Raw genomic sequence first — 14893 nt, 5'->3', positions numbered from 1 at the left:
TCCGGAGCGAAGGCTCCGGACCGCAATCGTAGCCCCGCCCTCTGCCAGCCGACCCCGCCAAGCGCGACTTAAGAACCAAAGCCCACGCACATCGAAAAACTCAAACCCCCTCAAACTCCCTCAACAACGGCTCAACAACCGCCCGCAAAGACGCCTGCAACTCAGCCCCCGGCTCCACTAAAGGATCCAAAACACAAGGAGAATCGACGCCGATAAGATCCATCACAGACTTCATCGGTCCAGGATTCGTCTCCGCGAATGCCAGGTTCATCAGGGGGATCAGGCGGCGGTGCAGCAGCATGGCGGCTTGGGTTTGGCCGGCGGCGGCCAGGTCGTAGACCTTGCGCCAGGCCTTGGGCAGCAGGCTTGCCGTGACCACGATGCCGCCGCGGGCGCCGGCGGCCAGGTGGACGGGGAGCAGTGTGTCTTCGCCGCTGAAGACGGCGAACGAATCGTCTACGCCTGCCACCGTGCGCAGGAAGTGGTACATGTCCGTGTTGCAGGCCTTCATCCCGATGATGTTCGGGTGGCGCGACAGCTCGTGCAATACCTCCGGGGCAATCGCGATGCGCGTGCGGTACGGAATTTCGTAGATCATGATCGGCAGCGGCGAGGCGTCTGCGTAGCGCAGGAAATACTCGCGGATGCCGGCTTGCGTCGGCGTCGTGTAGTAGGGCGTCAGCACCATCAGTGCGTCCGCGCCTGCGTCGGCGAATTCCTGGCCGGCTTGCAGTGCGTCGTAGAAGCCGGGGTCCAGTACGCCCGGGATCACCGGCACGCGGCCGGCGACGGCGTCTACCGTCAGCTTGCACATGCGGATGCGTTCGGCGCGGGCCAGCGCGCCGTATTCGCCCGTGCCGCCCAGCGGCACGATGCCGTCGATGCCTTGCTTGAGCAGATAGGCGATCAGCGCCTGGGCGGCCGGAGCATTGATCGTGTCGTCGGCGTTGACCGGGGTGGGAATCGCGGGGAACACGCCGCGCAGTTGGCTTGCATTCAACATGGAATAGGTCCTGATAAAGAGGAAACGGCGCCGCGTGTCAGCCCGCCAGGCTGCGGCGGCGCAGCCGGTCGGCGAGCCAGATCAGCGCGGCGATGAAAATGAACAGGCAGGTCGAAACCGCGGCGATCACTGGCGAGATCTGTAGCGTCACCTCGTCCCAGAACTGCTTGGGCAGGGTGGCGTTCAGGCCGCCCGAGGCGAACAGCGCGATCGTCAGCTCGTCGAACGACGTTGCAAACGCGAACAGGAACGACGACATCAGGCCCGCGCCCAGGATCGGGAACGTCACGAATCGCAGCGTCGACCACGGGCCGGCGCCCAGGCTTTGCGCCGCCAGGTCCAGCCGTGTGTCGTAGTTGCGCAGCACCGCCATCATCGTGATCACCACGTACGGCACCGCCACCACCGTATGGGCCAGGATCAGGCCGATCGTGGAACCCACCAGGCCGACGCGGGCGAAGAAATAGAACATGCCCACCGCGATGATCATGCGCGGCACCACGATGGGCGAGAGCACGAAGGCCAGCATGGCCGACTTGCCGCGCATGTCAGCGCGCACCAGCAGAAAGGCGGCGGGCGTGCCGATCAGCATGGCCAGCAGGCCGGTGCCCACACCCACGATCAAGGATCGCGTGATCGCCTGCATCCATACCGGCGACGTGAACATCTGCTCGTACCATTGCAGCGAGAAGCCCTTGGGCGGCCAGGTCAGGCCGGAACCCGAATCGAACGACAGCGGGATCATCAGGAACGCGGGGGCGGACAGGAAGGCCAGCACCGCCAGCACGATCCACCACAGCGTGCGGGACTGGCCGGTGCCGGACACTGAGCGGCGCAGGCGCGATGGCAGCAGCGAGAACAGGCGGTCCGATAGCGAAGCCAGCAGGTCCAGCAGCGCTTCGCCCGCGCGGCGCATCAGGCCGGGCTTGCTGGACGTGCGGGGGCGCGATGCGCTGCCGCCGGTCATGGTCGACAGGCCCAGGATCTTGTCGTACAGCGCGAACACCGCCAGCACCACCACCAGCAGCAGCACCGAGACCGCGCCGGCGAATTCCCAGTTCATGGTCTGCTGGACCTGATCGATGATGATCTGCGTGATCATCGTTTCCTTGCGGCCGCCCAGCAGCGCGGGCGTGATGAAAAAGCCGATCGCGGTGACGAATACCATGATGGCCGCGGCGGCCACGCCGGGCATCGACAGCGGGAAATAGATCTTCCAGAACGCCGTGCCGGGGCGCGCGCCCAGGGTCGATGCGGCGCGCGGCAGGTTGCGGTCGATGTTCTCCATGACCGACAGCATCGTCAGCACCGCCAGCGGCATCAGCGCATGCACCATGCCGACCAGCACGCTGCCGAAGTTGTAGAGCAGGTTGGCCGGCGCATCCAGGATGCCCAGCGCCTGCAACAGCTGGTTGACCACGCCGTTGCGGCCCAGCAGCACGACCCAGGCGAAAGTGCGCACCAGGAAACTGGTCCAGAACGACAGCAGCACCCAGAACAGCAGCGAGGTCTTGCGCCGGGCCGACAGGCTGGAGATCAGGTAGGCGACCGGGTACCCGGCCACCACCGCAAAGAACGTCGTCCACAGCGAGATCTTCAGCGTGATCAGCAGCACGTTGACGTACACCGACGACTCGAACAGCCGGTGGTACTGGGCCAGCGTGAAGCCCTGGTCGCCGTAGAAGCTCAGCAGCAGCAGTTGGCCGACCGGATAGATCAGCAGCACCAGCAGCAGGATCACCAGCGGCGCGGCCATCAGGAAATGGCGCCGGCCCTGGCTCATGCGCTTGCGGGGTGGGGCAAGGGGGCTCATGCCGTCACTCCGCGATGGCGACCGCGTCGGCGGCCTGCCAACTGACCGACAAGGGTTGACCGATGGCGTATTGCTCGGCTTCGCGGCGGGTGGGGTAGGCCACCACGATCGGGGCGCTGTCGGGCACGCCGGTGTCCAGGTAGAGCTTGGTCAGGCTGCCCGTCACCATCACGTCGAGCAGCTTGCCGGTCAAGGCCGGGCCATTGAGGTCAGGGGCCGCGGCGGGGCCGGCCTGCAGGTTCTGCGGCCGCAGCATCAGCGTGACCTTCTGGCCGACCCGGATGGCGGCGCCGTTGGACAGCGCCTGGCCGGTCACGCCCTGGTGGGCAAGCTTGACGGTCAGCGTGTCGCCATTCAGTTCGGTGACCTCGCCCTGCAGCAGGTTGGATTCGCCAAGGAAGTCGGCCACGAACAGCGTGCGCGGGCGGAAGTACAGGTCGGCCGGGGTGCCCAGTTGCTCGATCGCGCCGCCGTTCATCAGGCAGATGCGGTCGGACATGGTCATGGCCTCTTCCTGGTCATGCGTCACGTAGACGATGGTCGTGCCCAGTTCGCGGTGGATGCGCTTGATCTCCAGCTGCATCTGATCGCGCAGCTTCTTGTCCAGCGCGCCCAGCGGTTCGTCCATCAGGATGATCGCGGGGCGGTAGACCATGCAGCGCGCGAGCGCGATGCGCTGTTGCTGGCCGCCGGACAGTTCGCGCGGCAGGCGCGCGCCGACCTGGGGCAGGCGCACCATGTCCAGCGCTTCCTGGGCGCGGCGTTTCGCCTCGGCCGCCGGGACCTTGCGCATCTTCAGCGGGAACGCAATGTTCTCCAGGATGGTCATGTGCGGGAACAGCGCGTAATTCTGGAACACCATGCCGATATCCCGTTCGTACGGCGCGCCGTGGGTGACGTCGTGGCCGTCGATCAGCACGCGGCCTTCGTCGGGCCGGGCCAGGCCGGCGATCAGGCTGAGCAGCGTGGTCTTGCCCGACCCGGACGGGCCCAGCAGGGTCAGGAATTCGCCGCGGGCGACGTCCAGGTGGGTGGGCGCCAGGGCGACGAAGTCGCCATAGCGTTTGCCCAGGCCGGAGATTTGCAGATTGGAAGAAGACATGGTGTTCGGCGTTTGCGGAGATTTACTTCAGGACCCAGCCGTTGAAGCGCTCGAGCACGTCGCGCTGCTTGTCCAGCCAGTACGCGGCGTTGATGTGCAGGCCGGTCTTGATGTTGTCGGGGTGGGTGGGGCAGTTGCGCGCGACGTCGGTCTTGATGAAATCAAACGCGGCGGGCTGGGTGACGCCGGCGGCGAAATACTCGACCAGCGCGGCCTGGCGCTTGGGGTCGGACGCGAACTTGATGAATTCGCGGCAGGCGTCGGCGTTGGGCGTGCCTTTCAGGATCGACCAGTTGTCGCAGCCCCAGATGTTCTGGTCCCATACGATCTGCACGGGGGCGCCGTTGGCGATGGCCGATTGCGCGCGCGAGACCCAGGTGGCGATCATGTCGACTTCGCCGGAACCGAGCATCTGTTCGACCTGTGCGCCTGTGTTCCACCACACGTCGACCGACGGCTTGATCTTGTCCAGGCTGGCCAGGGCGCGGTCGATGTCGCAGGGGTAGACCTTGTCGGTGGGCACGCCATCGGCCATCAGCGCTTCTTCGATGGTGTCGAACGGATGCTTGCGCAGGCCCCGGCGGCCGGGGATGTTCTTGACGTCCCAGAAGTCGGCCCACGAGGCCGGTGCGCGGCGGCCCTTGAAGGCGTCGGTGCGGTAGGCCAGCACGGTGGTGTAGACGTTGTTGCCCACGCCGTACGGCGACATGTATTGCTTGGGAATCGTGGCCACGACGGGGTCGGATTCCAGGCCGTGCTTTTCCAGGTAGACCTTGCCGCCTTCGGTCAGCATCAGGATGGCGGGCTGGCTGATCTTGGCCATGTCCCAGGTGTAGTTGCCGGTGTCGACCATGCTGCGGATCTGCGCGGTGGGTTCGGCGTTGGCCTGCACGCCCACCACCTGGATGCCTGTGGCCTCGGTGAATGGCTTGTAGAACACGGCGCCGTAGGCCTTGCTGTAGATGCCGCCGTCATCGCGCACGACGATGCGCTTGGAGGCCGCGCGCGACGGCGTCCAGATCATGGGCATGGCCAGGGCGGCGACGCCGGCGGCGGCGGTCTTGAGCGCGCTGCGGCGCGAGGCGTTGTACGAAGTGCGTTTCATGGAAGGCTCCAGCGGGGCGGGGACGGCGGACGGGAAGGGCGCTTCAAGGCAGCAAGCGGCCGGGATTGAAGAGGGCGGCGGGGTCGAAGCCGGCTTTCAGCGTGCGCATCATGGCCAGCTCGACCGGCGACTTGTAGTGCGCCATTTCGGCCAGCGACGTACGGCCCACGCCGTGCTCGGCGCTGAAGGTGCCGCCCAGTGCATCGGCGGCATCGTTGACGGCGCGACGGATGGCGGCGGCCGTGGCGTCGCGCTCGGGCAGCGCGTTCCAGGCGTCGAACGTGAAGAACGGAATGAAGTGCACATTGCCGTCGCCCAGATGGGCCACGATCAGGATGGGCAGGCCTGGCACCAGGCGATGGACGGCTGCGGTGGCGTCGGCAATGAACTGCGGTACGCACGAAACGGGCACGGCGCTGTCGGTGGTCAGGCCGACGCCGGCCTTCTTGTTGCCTTCGGACACGCTGTGGCGAACTTCCCAAAGCGCGGCGCGCTGGCTGTCGTTGGTGGCCAGTACGGCGTCGTGCAACAGACCTTGTTCCGAGGCCTGTTCCAGGATCTGTTGCAGCACGTCCTGCAGTTCGGGGCCGCTGCCGGTATCCGACAATTCCACCAGTACGTGCCAAGGATGCGTGCCGCCCAGCGGGTTCTTGCGGCCCGGCACGTGCGCCATGACGATGTCCAGCTGGTTGCTGTCGATCATTTCGAAGCCGGACAGGCGCGAAGCGCATTGCTGCTGGAACAGGCCCAGGATGTCCAGTGCGGCCTGCGGATCAGTCGGTGCGAGCCACGCGACGGCGTGACGGGTCGGCAGTGGATGCAGCTTGAGCACTGCCGCGGTCACGATGCCCAGCGTGCCTTCGGAACCGATGAACAGGTGCTTGAGATCAAAGCCGGTGTTGTTCTTGCGCAGCGCGGTCAGGCCGTTCCAGATCGTGCCGTCGGGCAGCACCACTTCCAGCCCCAGGATGTTGTCACGCGTGTTGCCGTAACGCAGCACGCCGGTGCCGCCGGCATTGGTGGCGATGGTGCCGCCGATCTGGCAGGAACCTTCGGCGCCCAGGCTGATGGGGTAGAGGCGACCCGCGTCGGCGGCGGCTTGCTGCACGGTGGCCAGCACGCAGCCGGCTTCGACTTCCATGGAGTTGTTGGCGGGGTCGATGCGGCGGATCTTGCGCAGGCGGCCCAGGTTGACGATGACGGGCGGCGGGCCTGCCGCATCGGGGACGGCGCCGCCGCACAGGCTGGTGTTGCCGCCTTGCGGCAGCACGGGGGTGGCGTAGGCATTGCACAGGCGCACGATGTCGGCCACCTGCTGCGTGGTCCCCGGCAGCGCCACGCACAGGGCCGGACCCTTGTAGCGGCCGCGCCAGTCTTCGGTGTAGCCGGCCATGTCGGCGTCATGGCGCAGGATCGCGTCGGCGCCCAGGGCCTGGGTCAGCGCGTCGAGCAGGGAAGTGCTGGTCATTTCTGTCGTCCCGTGGGGATCGGGGGAAGGAAACCCCGATCACGTTGAGACACAGCATACGATTACTTAAATCGCTTTTCGATTTGATTAATCGTATATCAATTGATTTTAGGGTATGTCCTAGGGCGGAAGGCCCGAATGGCGGTTTTTAAAATAATCGAAATACAATCGATACGTTCGATATGTAATTTAAACGGAATCCGGCCAACAAGGAAGAGCCATGCTGCCCAGCGTGATGGATTACCGGACGCAGGCGCGCAAGCGACTGCCCCGGCTGGCGTTTGATTATCTGGAAGGCGGGGCCGAGAACGGCGTCACCCTGCGGCGCAATATCGCCGCCTATGGCGAACTGGAATTCCTGCCGCAGGTAATGACGGACGTGACCGACTGCGCGTTGGGCACCACGGTGCTGGGCGCCACCGCGGCGATGCCCGCGATCGTCGGGCCGACCGGCCTGAACGGCCTGTTCTGGCCGGATGCAGACGCGCATCTGGCGCGTGCCGCCCACCAGGCGGGCCTGCCGTTCGTGCTGTCCACCGCATCGACCTCGTTGCTGGAAGAGGTGCGTGCGGCCAGCGCGGGCGAACTGTGGCTGCAGCTCTACGTGCAGCGCGACCGCCGCATCGCCGAACACCTGATGGACCGCGCCTGGGCCAGCGGTTATACCGTGCTGCTGCTGACCGTGGATGTGCCGGTGCATGGCAACCGCGACCACGACAAGCGCAACGGCTTCAAGTTGCCGCTGCGCCCGTCCGCCCGCTTGCTGCTGGACTTGGCGGCACACCCCGGCTGGTGCTGGCGCCTGCTGCGTGGCGGCGGCCCGCAATTGAAGAACCTGGCCGTCAGTTCCAACGCGCGCGAAAACATCACCGAGCAGGCGTCCGCGCTGAGCCGGCAGATGGATCTGGCATTGACCTGGGACGACATCGATTGGCTGCGCCGCAAATGGCGGGGGCGTATCGTCGTCAAGGGCATCCAGACGCTGGCCGATGCGCGCCGTGCCCGGGCCCGCGGGTTGGACGGCATCGTGCTGTCCAACCATGGCGGCCGGCAACTGGACAGCGCGCCCTGCGTGCTGGAGGCCTTGCCCGAGGTGGCGGCTGAACTGGGCCAGTCGCTCGAAATCCTGGTGGACGGCGGCGTGCGGCGCGGCAGCGACATTGCCAAGGCGGCGGCGCTGGGCGCGCGTGCCGTGTTGCTGGGCCGGGCGCCGTTGTACGGGCTGGCAGGGCGCGGGCCGCGCGGCGCGGGCGAGGTGCTGGCGATTCTGCGCGCCGAGCTGGAAAACACGTTAAGGCTGCTGGGCCGTGATCACATCGGTGCGCTGGACGGCGCTGCGGTGCGCCGGCGCCGGGCCATTGTCGATTGACCTGAGGAACGGAACATCATGCGCGAAAAAATGGTTTTCATCGGCGGCGGCAACATGGCCAGCGCCATCATCGACGGCTTGCTCGGACAAGGCCGCAAGCTCACCGACTTCCTGGTGGTGGAACCCTACGAGCCCACCCGCGCCAGCCTGCTGGCGCGCGGCCTGGCGTGCCGCGAAAGCGTCGGCCCCGAACTGGCCGACGCGGCGTTGTGCGTGCTGGCAACCAAGCCCCAGGGTTTGCGTGAAGCCTGCGCGCAGGTACAGGCGCACTTGCCGGCGCACGCCACCGTGGTCAGCATCGCGGCGGGCGTGAACCTGGCTTCGCTGTCGCAATGGCTGGGTGGCCATGCGCGTATCGTTCGCGCGATGCCCAACACGCCCGCCAAGGTGGGGCTGGGCATGACGGGCCTGTACGCCACCGCGGCTTGCGAAACGGCGCAGCGCGACCAGGTGGACAGCCTCTTCGCGGCGGTGGGCGAACGCATCTGGGTCGACACCGAAGCCATGATCGACGCGGTCACCGCCGTGACCGGCAGCGGCCCGGGCTACGTGTTCTATTTCATGGCGGCGCTGGAAAAGGCGGCGGGGGAATTGGGCTTTGGCGCGGCCGATGCGCGGCGCCTGGCGGTGGCGGCGTTTCGCGGCGCGGCCGAACTGGCCGCGGGCGACGATGCGGCGCTGACCGCGTTGCAGGACCGCGTGACATCCAAGGGCGGCACCACCTACGCCGCGCTGACGCACTTGCGCGAGGCCGGCGTGGCGCAGGCCATCACCGAGGCGGCCTTGAAGGCCGAGCAGCGCGCACGGGAATTGTCGGCGGGGTAGGTCGACGGGGTCAGCGCTGGCGGCCCAGCCACGCCAACAGCAATACCGATGCCGCGATGGCGGCCACGTTGAATTGCATGGCGCTGGCGAACGCGTGCGCATAGCGATCGCCGACAGCGGCATCGGAATACACATCCAGCGCGCCGCTGAACAGCATGCCGGCGGCGGATACGCCCAATGCCGCGCCCACCTGCTGCAAGGTCGCGACCACGCCGGCGGCCATGCCGGCCTGGCGGTCTTCCACCAGGCCAAGCGCCAGGTTCACCAGCGGCGTGTTCACCGCGCCTTGCGCCGCACCGAGCCACACCAGCGCGGGTACCAGCGACCAGGGCGCCAGTGCGCCGCCCGCCGCACCCACTTGCAGCATCAACGCCGCCGTCGCACCGCCATACAGCACGGCGGCCACCAGGATCGCGCGCGTGCCGTAACGCGCCACCAGCCGCGGCGCCGCCATCGAGCCGGCCACGAAGCCCACGCTGGCCGGCGCGAACACCGTACCCGCCGTCAGCGCGTCCACGCCCAGGCCGGTCTGCAAGAGCAGGGCGTAGCACAGGAACATGGCGCTGGCGGTGGAAAACACCAGCGTCACCAGCAGGCAGCCCGCCGCAAAGCGCGGTTGCGTCAGCAAGGCCATGTCCACCAGCGGCGTGCGGCCCGCGGCGGCGGCGCGGCGCTGCAATTGCGTGAACCACGCCAGCAATGCGATCGACGCGACGCCCGCGGCCCAGGTCCACACGGGCCAGTGGTGCGCGGGGCCTTCGACCAGCGCCAGCAACAGCAGGCCCAGGCCCAGGCCGACCAGCGCGGAACCCGGCCAGTCCATGCTGGCGCCCGCGGCATCGCGCGATTCGGGAATGTGGCGGGCCAGCCGCCACGCGATCAATCCCAACGGGACGTTGACCAGGAAGAGGGTGCGCCAGGCCAGCCCGAACCAATCGGCGTGCACGATCCAGCCGCCCAGCACCTGGCCCGCAATGGCGGCCAGCCCCAGCGTCATGCCGAGCAGGCCGAAGGCGCGGCGGCGTGCATGGCCGTCGTAGCTGACGCGGATCAGCGCATAGACCTGCGGAAACAGCATCGCCGCGGCAGCGCCTTGCAGCACGCGCGCGGCGATCAGCGCGTTGGCGTCCGGCGCCAGGCCGCACAGGGCAGACGCCACTGCAAAGCCCGCCATGCCCAGCATGAACAGGCGTCGTCGGCCGTGGCGGTCGCCCAGCCGGCTGCCCGCGATCAGCAGCACGCCATAGGCCAGCTCGTAGGCCACGATGATGAAATTGATCTGCGCGAAGCTGGCGTCCAGCGTGGCCTGCATGCTGGGAATGGCGACGTTGACCACGAACAGGTCGAAGATCGTGATGAAGCCGCCGGACAGCAGCACGGCCAGGCCGAGCGGGCCCGGGGTGACAGGCGTGGATGCGGGGGCGGGGCAGGCGGCGGGCAGGGCGTTGGAAGACATGGATAGGCCGGGGCGTAGACGATTGGCGCTATTCTGGAGAGTCCCGCAGCCTTATACAATTTAGCTGCTTATGCTATTACTGAAGGCAATAGTCGATGCCCCGTTTCCGCAAATCCGATGCCCTGAGTGAAAGGACGTCTGACGTGACGCCCGTTGCGGCATTGGCAGGCGCCGTCGATGCCGCTGGCGCATCGACGTCCCCGTCCGCTGCACGCCTGGATCGCACACGCACCGACCTGGCCGAATTCCTGCGCCTGCGTCGCGAACGGCTGAGTCCGGCCGCGCTGGGCCTGCCCGCAGGCGGCCGCCGCCGCACGCCAGGGTTGCGGCGCGAAGAAGTGGCGGCCCTGGCCGGCGTAGGCCTGGCCTGGTACACCTGGTTCGAGCAAGGCCGCAACATCAGCGTGTCGGCGACGTTCCTGGAAAACCTGGCGCGGGTCCTGAAGCTGGACGCGGCCGAGCGCCGCCACCTGTACCTCCTGGCGCATCAACGTCCGCCCGCCGAACCCGGGCGCACCTGGTGTACCGTGCCGCCGCAGGTGCGCCGGCTGATGGACGATCTGCCCACGCGCCCCGCCTACATCCTGAACCTGCGTTGGGACGTGGTGGTGTGGAACGCTGCGGCCGAGCGCGTGTTCGGTTTCGGTGCGCAAGCGCCGGGGCGACGCAACCTGCTGTGGATGCTGTTTACCGACCCTGCGATGCGGCAATTGTTCGTCGACTGGCCGGCGCAGGCGCCCGCCATGTTGTCCACGTTTCGGCGTGACTTTGCATCGGCCGCGGGCGTGCCCGACATCGCCGAACTGGTCGACGAACTGGAACGCGTGTCGCCGGACTTCAAGACGTGGTGGCGCGAGCACGACGTGCATGGCAACTGCATGGGCGTGCGCTGCCTGCACATCGATCCGCTGGGCGACGTGGCGTTCGAACACTCGACATTGTCGGTGGACGAAAGCCGCCATCTGCGCCTGGTGGTGTATGCGCCCGCGCCGGACGAACCGCAGGCTCGCGCGTTCTCGCAGTGGCTGGCGCGCAAGCCACTGCTGCCTGCGCGTGGCTCCAGAGAATAAGCGCCGCGTGGGTCTACGGCGGGGGCGCGGCGCACTCCTATAGTCGGCGCCATGCCTGCCGAAAATCTGTCTCGCCGCCATGCCCTGACCCTGCTCGCCATCGTGGTGCTGGCCTGGGGATTCACCTGGGTCGTCAGCAAGCTGCTGCTGCAATACACGACGCCGATCTGGGCCGTGGCGGCGCGCAGCGTGGTCGGCACCGCCGCATTGCTGCTACTGGGCCTGGCGTTGCGGCGGGTGGCGTGGCCGGTCAAGGCCGACGTCCCTGTGATTCTCAGCGTGGGCCTGCTGCACATGGGCGCCTTTGCCGCGCTGGTCAGCCTGGGGCTGCAATACGTGCCCGCAGGCCGCTCGGTGGTGCTGGCGTACACCACGCCGCTCTGGGTCATTCCCGCCGCGCGGCTGTTCCTGCGTGAACCCATCGGCCGTGGCCGCCAGGCGGGCCTGGCGCTGGGCCTGGCCGGACTGGTGGTCATCTTCAACCCCCTGGCATTTGACTGGCACAACGCCGACGCCGTGTTCGGCAATGGCCTGGTGCTGCTGGCCGCGTTGTGCTGGGCCGCCAATATCGTCTACGTGCGGGCGCATCGCTGGGTCACGCCGCCGTTTGAACTGGCGTTCTGGCAGGCGCTGCTGGCGTCCGTGGTGCTGGCGGCGGTGGCGTGGGCGGCCGAAGGCACGCCACGCGTGATCTGGAGCCCGGACCTGGGCTGGCTGCTGGGCTATGGCGGCGTGTTCGGCATTGCCGTGGCGTACTGGGCGGCGGTGAATGTGAACCGCTCGTTGCCTGCCGGCGTCACGTCCATCGGCTTGCTGGGCGTGCCGGTGGTGGGGTTGCTGTGTTCGGCCGCCATCCTGCACGAACCGCTGAGCACGCCGTTGGTGGTGGGGATGGCGCTGATCGTGGCGGGCATCGCGGCCGGCGTGCTGGACAAGGGGCGCGGCTAGCAAGATTTTAAAAAGGCGCTTGACGCCGGGAAGCGGGGCTGTGTATCGTAAGATATATATCTTAAGATACATCGTAAGTCATGTCCCAGATACCCAGCGAGGCCATGCCATGCGCCACTTCCACTTCCTGGCTGCGTTTTCACGCGGTCTTCGCCATGAATCCCGCGACGGCCACGGCCACGGCGGCCACGGCGGCCGCCACCATCACGAACGCGGCAGTCACCATCACGATTACCCCGGCAGCCCGAACGAACAGCCTGGCTCCCGTCACGCCCAGGACATGCCTGACGGCAATTTCTGCGAAGGCGGCCGCGGCCGTCATCGTCGCCATGCCGCAGGCGGCGGTTGGTTCGGTGGCCCCTGGGGCGGCCGTGGCGGCGATGCCGACGACAGCTTCGGCGGCGATGGCCGCGGCTGGGGCCGTAGCCGCAAGGTGTCCGCCGACGATCTGCAACTGATGTTGCTCGGCCTTCTGGAACAGAACCCCAGCCATGGCTACGAGCTGATCAAGGCGCTGGGCGCACTGTCCAACGGCTTCTACACGCCCAGCCCCGGCATGGTCTACCCCGCGCTGACCTACCTGGAAGAGCTGGGCTACGCCACCGTCGAACAGGAAGGCACCAAAAAGCGCTACCACCTGGCCGAGCCGGGCCGCGCCCACCTGGAAGCCAACCGTGAGCGCCTGTCGGTGATGTTCAACAAGCTCAAGCACGTGGCGCGCAAGATGGACTGGATGCGCCAGGCCTGGAGCGGCGAATCGCGCGCCGCGCCCGCGGACGACGAGAACGCCACCGGCTGGATCGACGAATTCGTCCACGCCCGCCAGGCGATCCGCCATGCGCTGCTGGAACGCACCGAGGCCTCGCCGGCCGAACAGCGCCGCATCGCCGCGATCCTGCGCCGCGCCACCGAGGAAATCACCGGCAAGAAAGACTGTGCCTGATTCCGTTCACCCCCTTGGAGTACCCATGACCCGTAGCGACCTGACTGTCGAACGCGTGCGCCATTCGCTGAAGATGCGCATCCTGACCGTGGCGCGCGTCGAGCGCATCGCGGGCCTGCTGGCCCGCGTCACCTTCACCGGCGAAGACCTGCACGACTTCGTCTCGGCGTCTTTCGACGACCACGTGAAACTGTTTTTCCCCGCTGATCCGTCCCAGCCGCCGGCCCTGCCCGAAGTCGGCCCCGACGGCATCAAGTTCCCCGAAGGCGTGCCGCGTCCAGCCGCGCGCGACTACACGCCGCGTCGTTTCGATACGGCCCGCCAGGAACTGGATATCGATTTCGTGCTGCATGGCGACGGCCCTGCATCCACCTGGGCCGAACAGGCCGAGGCGGGCCAGCGCCTGGGCATTGGCGGCCCGCGCGGTTCGTTCGTCGTGCCCACGGGCTTTGATTGGCATGTGCTGATCGGCGACGAGACCGCGCTGCCGGCCATCGCGCGCCGCCTGGAGGAACTGCCCGCCACCGCGCAGGCGCTGGTGCTGATCGAGGTGCCTGGCGCCGACAACGAAATCCCGCTGGCCACGCGCGCCCAGGCCAACGTGCGCTGGCTGCATCGCAACGGCACGGCCGCCGGCTACAGCACGTTGTTGCTGGAGGCCGCGCGCGAACTGACGTTGCCGCCGGGCGAGGGCTATACCTGGATCGCGGCGGAATCCGCGGCGGCCAAGGCGGTGCGCGAAATCATGGTGGCCCAGCACGGCATCGACAAGAGCCGCATTCGCGCCGCCAGCTACTGGAAGCGCGGCGCGGTGGCGGTGCACGAGTCGCACGAAGACTGACGCAACGCGCCCATCGGCCCTGGGCTATCGTCCCACCGCGGCGCATGTCGGCCGCGTGCTGGCGTCTATCCCTGCGCCAGTGCCAGCAGATTGGCCACGCGCCCGCCTGGCGTGTCTTCACGCACCGCCAGCCCCAGCACTGCGCGCGGCCAATCCAGCGCGAACGGGCGGTACACCACGCCGTCCGGCCGCAGGTGGCGCAGCGACGCGGGCACGATGGCGACGCCCATGCCCGCGGCCACCAGGTTCACCGCGGATGACAGCTGCGGGGCGCGCTGCCCTGGCAGCGGATTCAGGCCGTGCTGCCGGCAGGCGGCCATGATGTCGGCGCTGAGCCCGTAGCCGGACTTGCGCGAATACTGGATGAAGCGTTCCTGCGCCAGGTCGGCGGGCGCCAGCCGCTTGCGTCGCGCCAGCGCATGGCCCAGCGGCAAGGCCACCATCAACGGCTCTTCGGTCAGTTGCAGAAAGCGCAGCCCGCCGTCCATCGCGAAGGGCGGCCGCACGAACGCCGCGTCGATCTTGCCGTCGCGCAACTGCGCCACCAGCGTTTCGCTGTCGTCCTGCGACAGCGTCATTTCCACGTCGGGATACTGTTGCCGATACAGGCGGATCAGTTCGGTCACGACCGGGTGAAACGAGGCCGACTCGGTAAAGCCTAGCGCCAGTTCGCCGACCTCGCCGCGCGCGGCGCGTTGCGCCGTCTGCACGGCGGCTTGCGCGCGTTGCAGGATGTCTTCGGCGCACACCAGGAAGGCGCGGCCGGCGTCGTTCAGGCTGACGCCGCGCCCGCGGCGGTCGAACAGCGGCGTGCCCACTTCTTCTTCCAGTTGCCGGATCTGCTGCGACAGCGGCGGCTGCGCCATGCCCAGCTGTTCGGCGGCGCGGGTGAAGTGCTGGGCCTCGGCCGTGGCCACGAAATAGCGCAGATGGCGCAGTTCCATATCGAT

Annotated in this window: 13 protein-coding genes; 6 read left to right on the top strand and 7 right to left on the bottom strand. The window is 67.7% G+C overall.

Going from position 1 to position 14893, the window contains the following annotated elements:
* Window positions 1-100: 100 nt before the first annotated feature.
* From dapA to AC3WMR_RS23590, 5 genes are read right to left on the bottom strand one after another with little or no spacing between them, the layout of a single operon-like run.
* Complete coding sequence (gene dapA, locus AC3WMR_RS23610) at window positions 101-1003, bottom strand: 4-hydroxy-tetrahydrodipicolinate synthase (protein WP_492264984.1); 903 nt, start codon at window positions 1001-1003, stop codon at window positions 101-103.
* 37 nt (window positions 1004-1040) lie between these two features.
* Window positions 1041-2816 (bottom strand): ABC transporter permease subunit, encoded by a 1776-nt coding sequence (locus tag AC3WMR_RS23605; RefSeq protein ID WP_492264985.1) that lies wholly within the window; start codon window positions 2814-2816, stop codon window positions 1041-1043.
* A gap of 4 nt (window positions 2817-2820) precedes the next feature.
* On the bottom strand, window positions 2821-3918 hold the full coding sequence (locus AC3WMR_RS23600; protein ID WP_492264986.1) for an ABC transporter ATP-binding protein: 1098 nt from the start codon (window positions 3916-3918) through the stop codon (window positions 2821-2823).
* Between the two features lie 22 nt (window positions 3919-3940).
* Window positions 3941-5023 (bottom strand): ABC transporter substrate-binding protein, encoded by a 1083-nt coding sequence (locus AC3WMR_RS23595; RefSeq protein WP_492264987.1) that lies wholly within the window; start codon window positions 5021-5023, stop codon window positions 3941-3943.
* Between the two features lie 43 nt (window positions 5024-5066).
* Window positions 5067-6491 (bottom strand): FAD-binding oxidoreductase, encoded by a 1425-nt coding sequence (locus AC3WMR_RS23590; RefSeq protein ID WP_492264988.1) that lies wholly within the window; start codon window positions 6489-6491, stop codon window positions 5067-5069.
* A gap of 220 nt (window positions 6492-6711) precedes the next feature.
* Here AC3WMR_RS23590 and AC3WMR_RS23585 point away from each other — a divergent pair, with 220 nt between their 5' ends.
* The gene (locus AC3WMR_RS23585) at window positions 6712-7860 is read left to right on the top strand and encodes an alpha-hydroxy acid oxidase (protein WP_492264989.1); all 1149 of its coding nucleotides are present in this window, start codon (window positions 6712-6714) and stop codon (window positions 7858-7860) included.
* A gap of 18 nt (window positions 7861-7878) precedes the next feature.
* Window positions 7879-8685: a pyrroline-5-carboxylate reductase gene (proC, locus tag AC3WMR_RS23580; protein ID WP_492264990.1), complete on the top strand. Its 807-nt coding sequence runs from the start codon at window positions 7879-7881 to the stop codon at window positions 8683-8685.
* Window positions 8686-8695: 10 nt separating this feature from the next.
* Here the strand turns inward: proC and AC3WMR_RS23575 are convergent, their stop codons facing one another.
* Window positions 8696-10141, bottom strand: coding sequence for an MFS transporter (locus tag AC3WMR_RS23575; protein WP_492264991.1), 1446 nt, complete (start codon window positions 10139-10141; stop codon window positions 8696-8698).
* A gap of 122 nt (window positions 10142-10263) precedes the next feature.
* Here AC3WMR_RS23575 and AC3WMR_RS23570 point away from each other — a divergent pair, with 122 nt between their 5' ends.
* The 4 genes from AC3WMR_RS23570 to AC3WMR_RS23555 all read left to right on the top strand — a co-directional run bounded on the left by AC3WMR_RS23570 (window position 10264) and on the right by AC3WMR_RS23555 (window position 13943).
* Window positions 10264-11211, top strand: a complete 948-nt coding sequence (locus AC3WMR_RS23570; RefSeq protein ID WP_492265199.1) for a helix-turn-helix transcriptional regulator — start codon at window positions 10264-10266, stop codon at window positions 11209-11211.
* A 51-nt stretch (window positions 11212-11262) separates the two neighbouring features.
* A complete protein-coding gene (locus AC3WMR_RS23565) occupies window positions 11263-12159 on the top strand; it encodes a DMT family transporter (protein WP_492264992.1) in 897 nt (298 codons plus the stop codon).
* Between the two features lie 280 nt (window positions 12160-12439).
* Window positions 12440-13102, top strand: coding sequence for a PadR family transcriptional regulator (locus AC3WMR_RS23560; protein ID WP_492265200.1), 663 nt, complete (start codon window positions 12440-12442; stop codon window positions 13100-13102).
* 25 nt (window positions 13103-13127) lie between these two features.
* On the top strand, window positions 13128-13943 hold the full coding sequence (locus AC3WMR_RS23555) for a siderophore-interacting protein (RefSeq protein WP_175217473.1): 816 nt from the start codon (window positions 13128-13130) through the stop codon (window positions 13941-13943).
* Window positions 13944-14008: 65 nt separating this feature from the next.
* Here the strand turns inward: AC3WMR_RS23555 and AC3WMR_RS23550 are convergent, their stop codons facing one another.
* Window positions 14009-14887 carry a LysR family transcriptional regulator gene (locus AC3WMR_RS23550; protein ID WP_492264993.1) on the bottom strand — a complete coding sequence of 293 codons (879 nt, stop codon included), beginning with the start codon at window positions 14885-14887 and terminating at the stop codon, window positions 14009-14011.
* Window positions 14888-14893 lie beyond the last annotated feature (6 nt).

The organism is Achromobacter sp. FW305-C-28 (assembly GCF_058783235.1).
The sequence above is the reverse complement of the archived record's forward strand: the minus strand, read 5'-3'. Positions and strand labels throughout refer to the sequence as shown.

What these genes read in the sequence shown, in the direction of transcription:
- AC3WMR_RS23605 (WP_492264985.1), bottom strand. Translation starts at nt 2,816, where the DNA reads ATGAGCCCCCTTGCCCCACCCCGCAAGCGCATGAGCCAGGGCCGGCGC.
- AC3WMR_RS23600 (WP_492264986.1), bottom strand. Translation starts at nt 3,918, where the DNA reads ATGTCTTCTTCCAATCTGCAAATCTCCGGCCTGGGCAAACGCTATGGC.
- AC3WMR_RS23590 (WP_492264988.1), bottom strand. Translation starts at nt 6,491, where the DNA reads ATGACCAGCACTTCCCTGCTCGACGCGCTGACCCAGGCCCTGGGCGCC.
- proC (WP_492264990.1), top strand. Translation starts at nt 7,879, where the DNA reads ATGCGCGAAAAAATGGTTTTCATCGGCGGCGGCAACATGGCCAGCGCC.
- AC3WMR_RS23555 (WP_175217473.1), top strand. Translation starts at nt 13,128, where the DNA reads ATGACCCGTAGCGACCTGACTGTCGAACGCGTGCGCCATTCGCTGAAG.
- AC3WMR_RS23550 (WP_492264993.1), bottom strand. Translation starts at nt 14,887, where the DNA reads ATGGAACTGCGCCATCTGCGCTATTTCGTGGCCACGGCCGAGGCCCAG.
- AC3WMR_RS23585 (WP_492264989.1), top strand. Translation starts at nt 6,712, where the DNA reads ATGCTGCCCAGCGTGATGGATTACCGGACGCAGGCGCGCAAGCGACTG.
- AC3WMR_RS23560 (WP_492265200.1), top strand. Translation starts at nt 12,440, where the DNA reads ATGCCTGACGGCAATTTCTGCGAAGGCGGCCGCGGCCGTCATCGTCGC.
- dapA (WP_492264984.1), bottom strand. Translation starts at nt 1,003, where the DNA reads ATGTTGAATGCAAGCCAACTGCGCGGCGTGTTCCCCGCGATTCCCACC.
- AC3WMR_RS23595 (WP_492264987.1), bottom strand. Translation starts at nt 5,023, where the DNA reads ATGAAACGCACTTCGTACAACGCCTCGCGCCGCAGCGCGCTCAAGACC.
- AC3WMR_RS23565 (WP_492264992.1), top strand. Translation starts at nt 11,263, where the DNA reads ATGCCTGCCGAAAATCTGTCTCGCCGCCATGCCCTGACCCTGCTCGCC.
- AC3WMR_RS23575 (WP_492264991.1), bottom strand. Translation starts at nt 10,141, where the DNA reads ATGTCTTCCAACGCCCTGCCCGCCGCCTGCCCCGCCCCCGCATCCACG.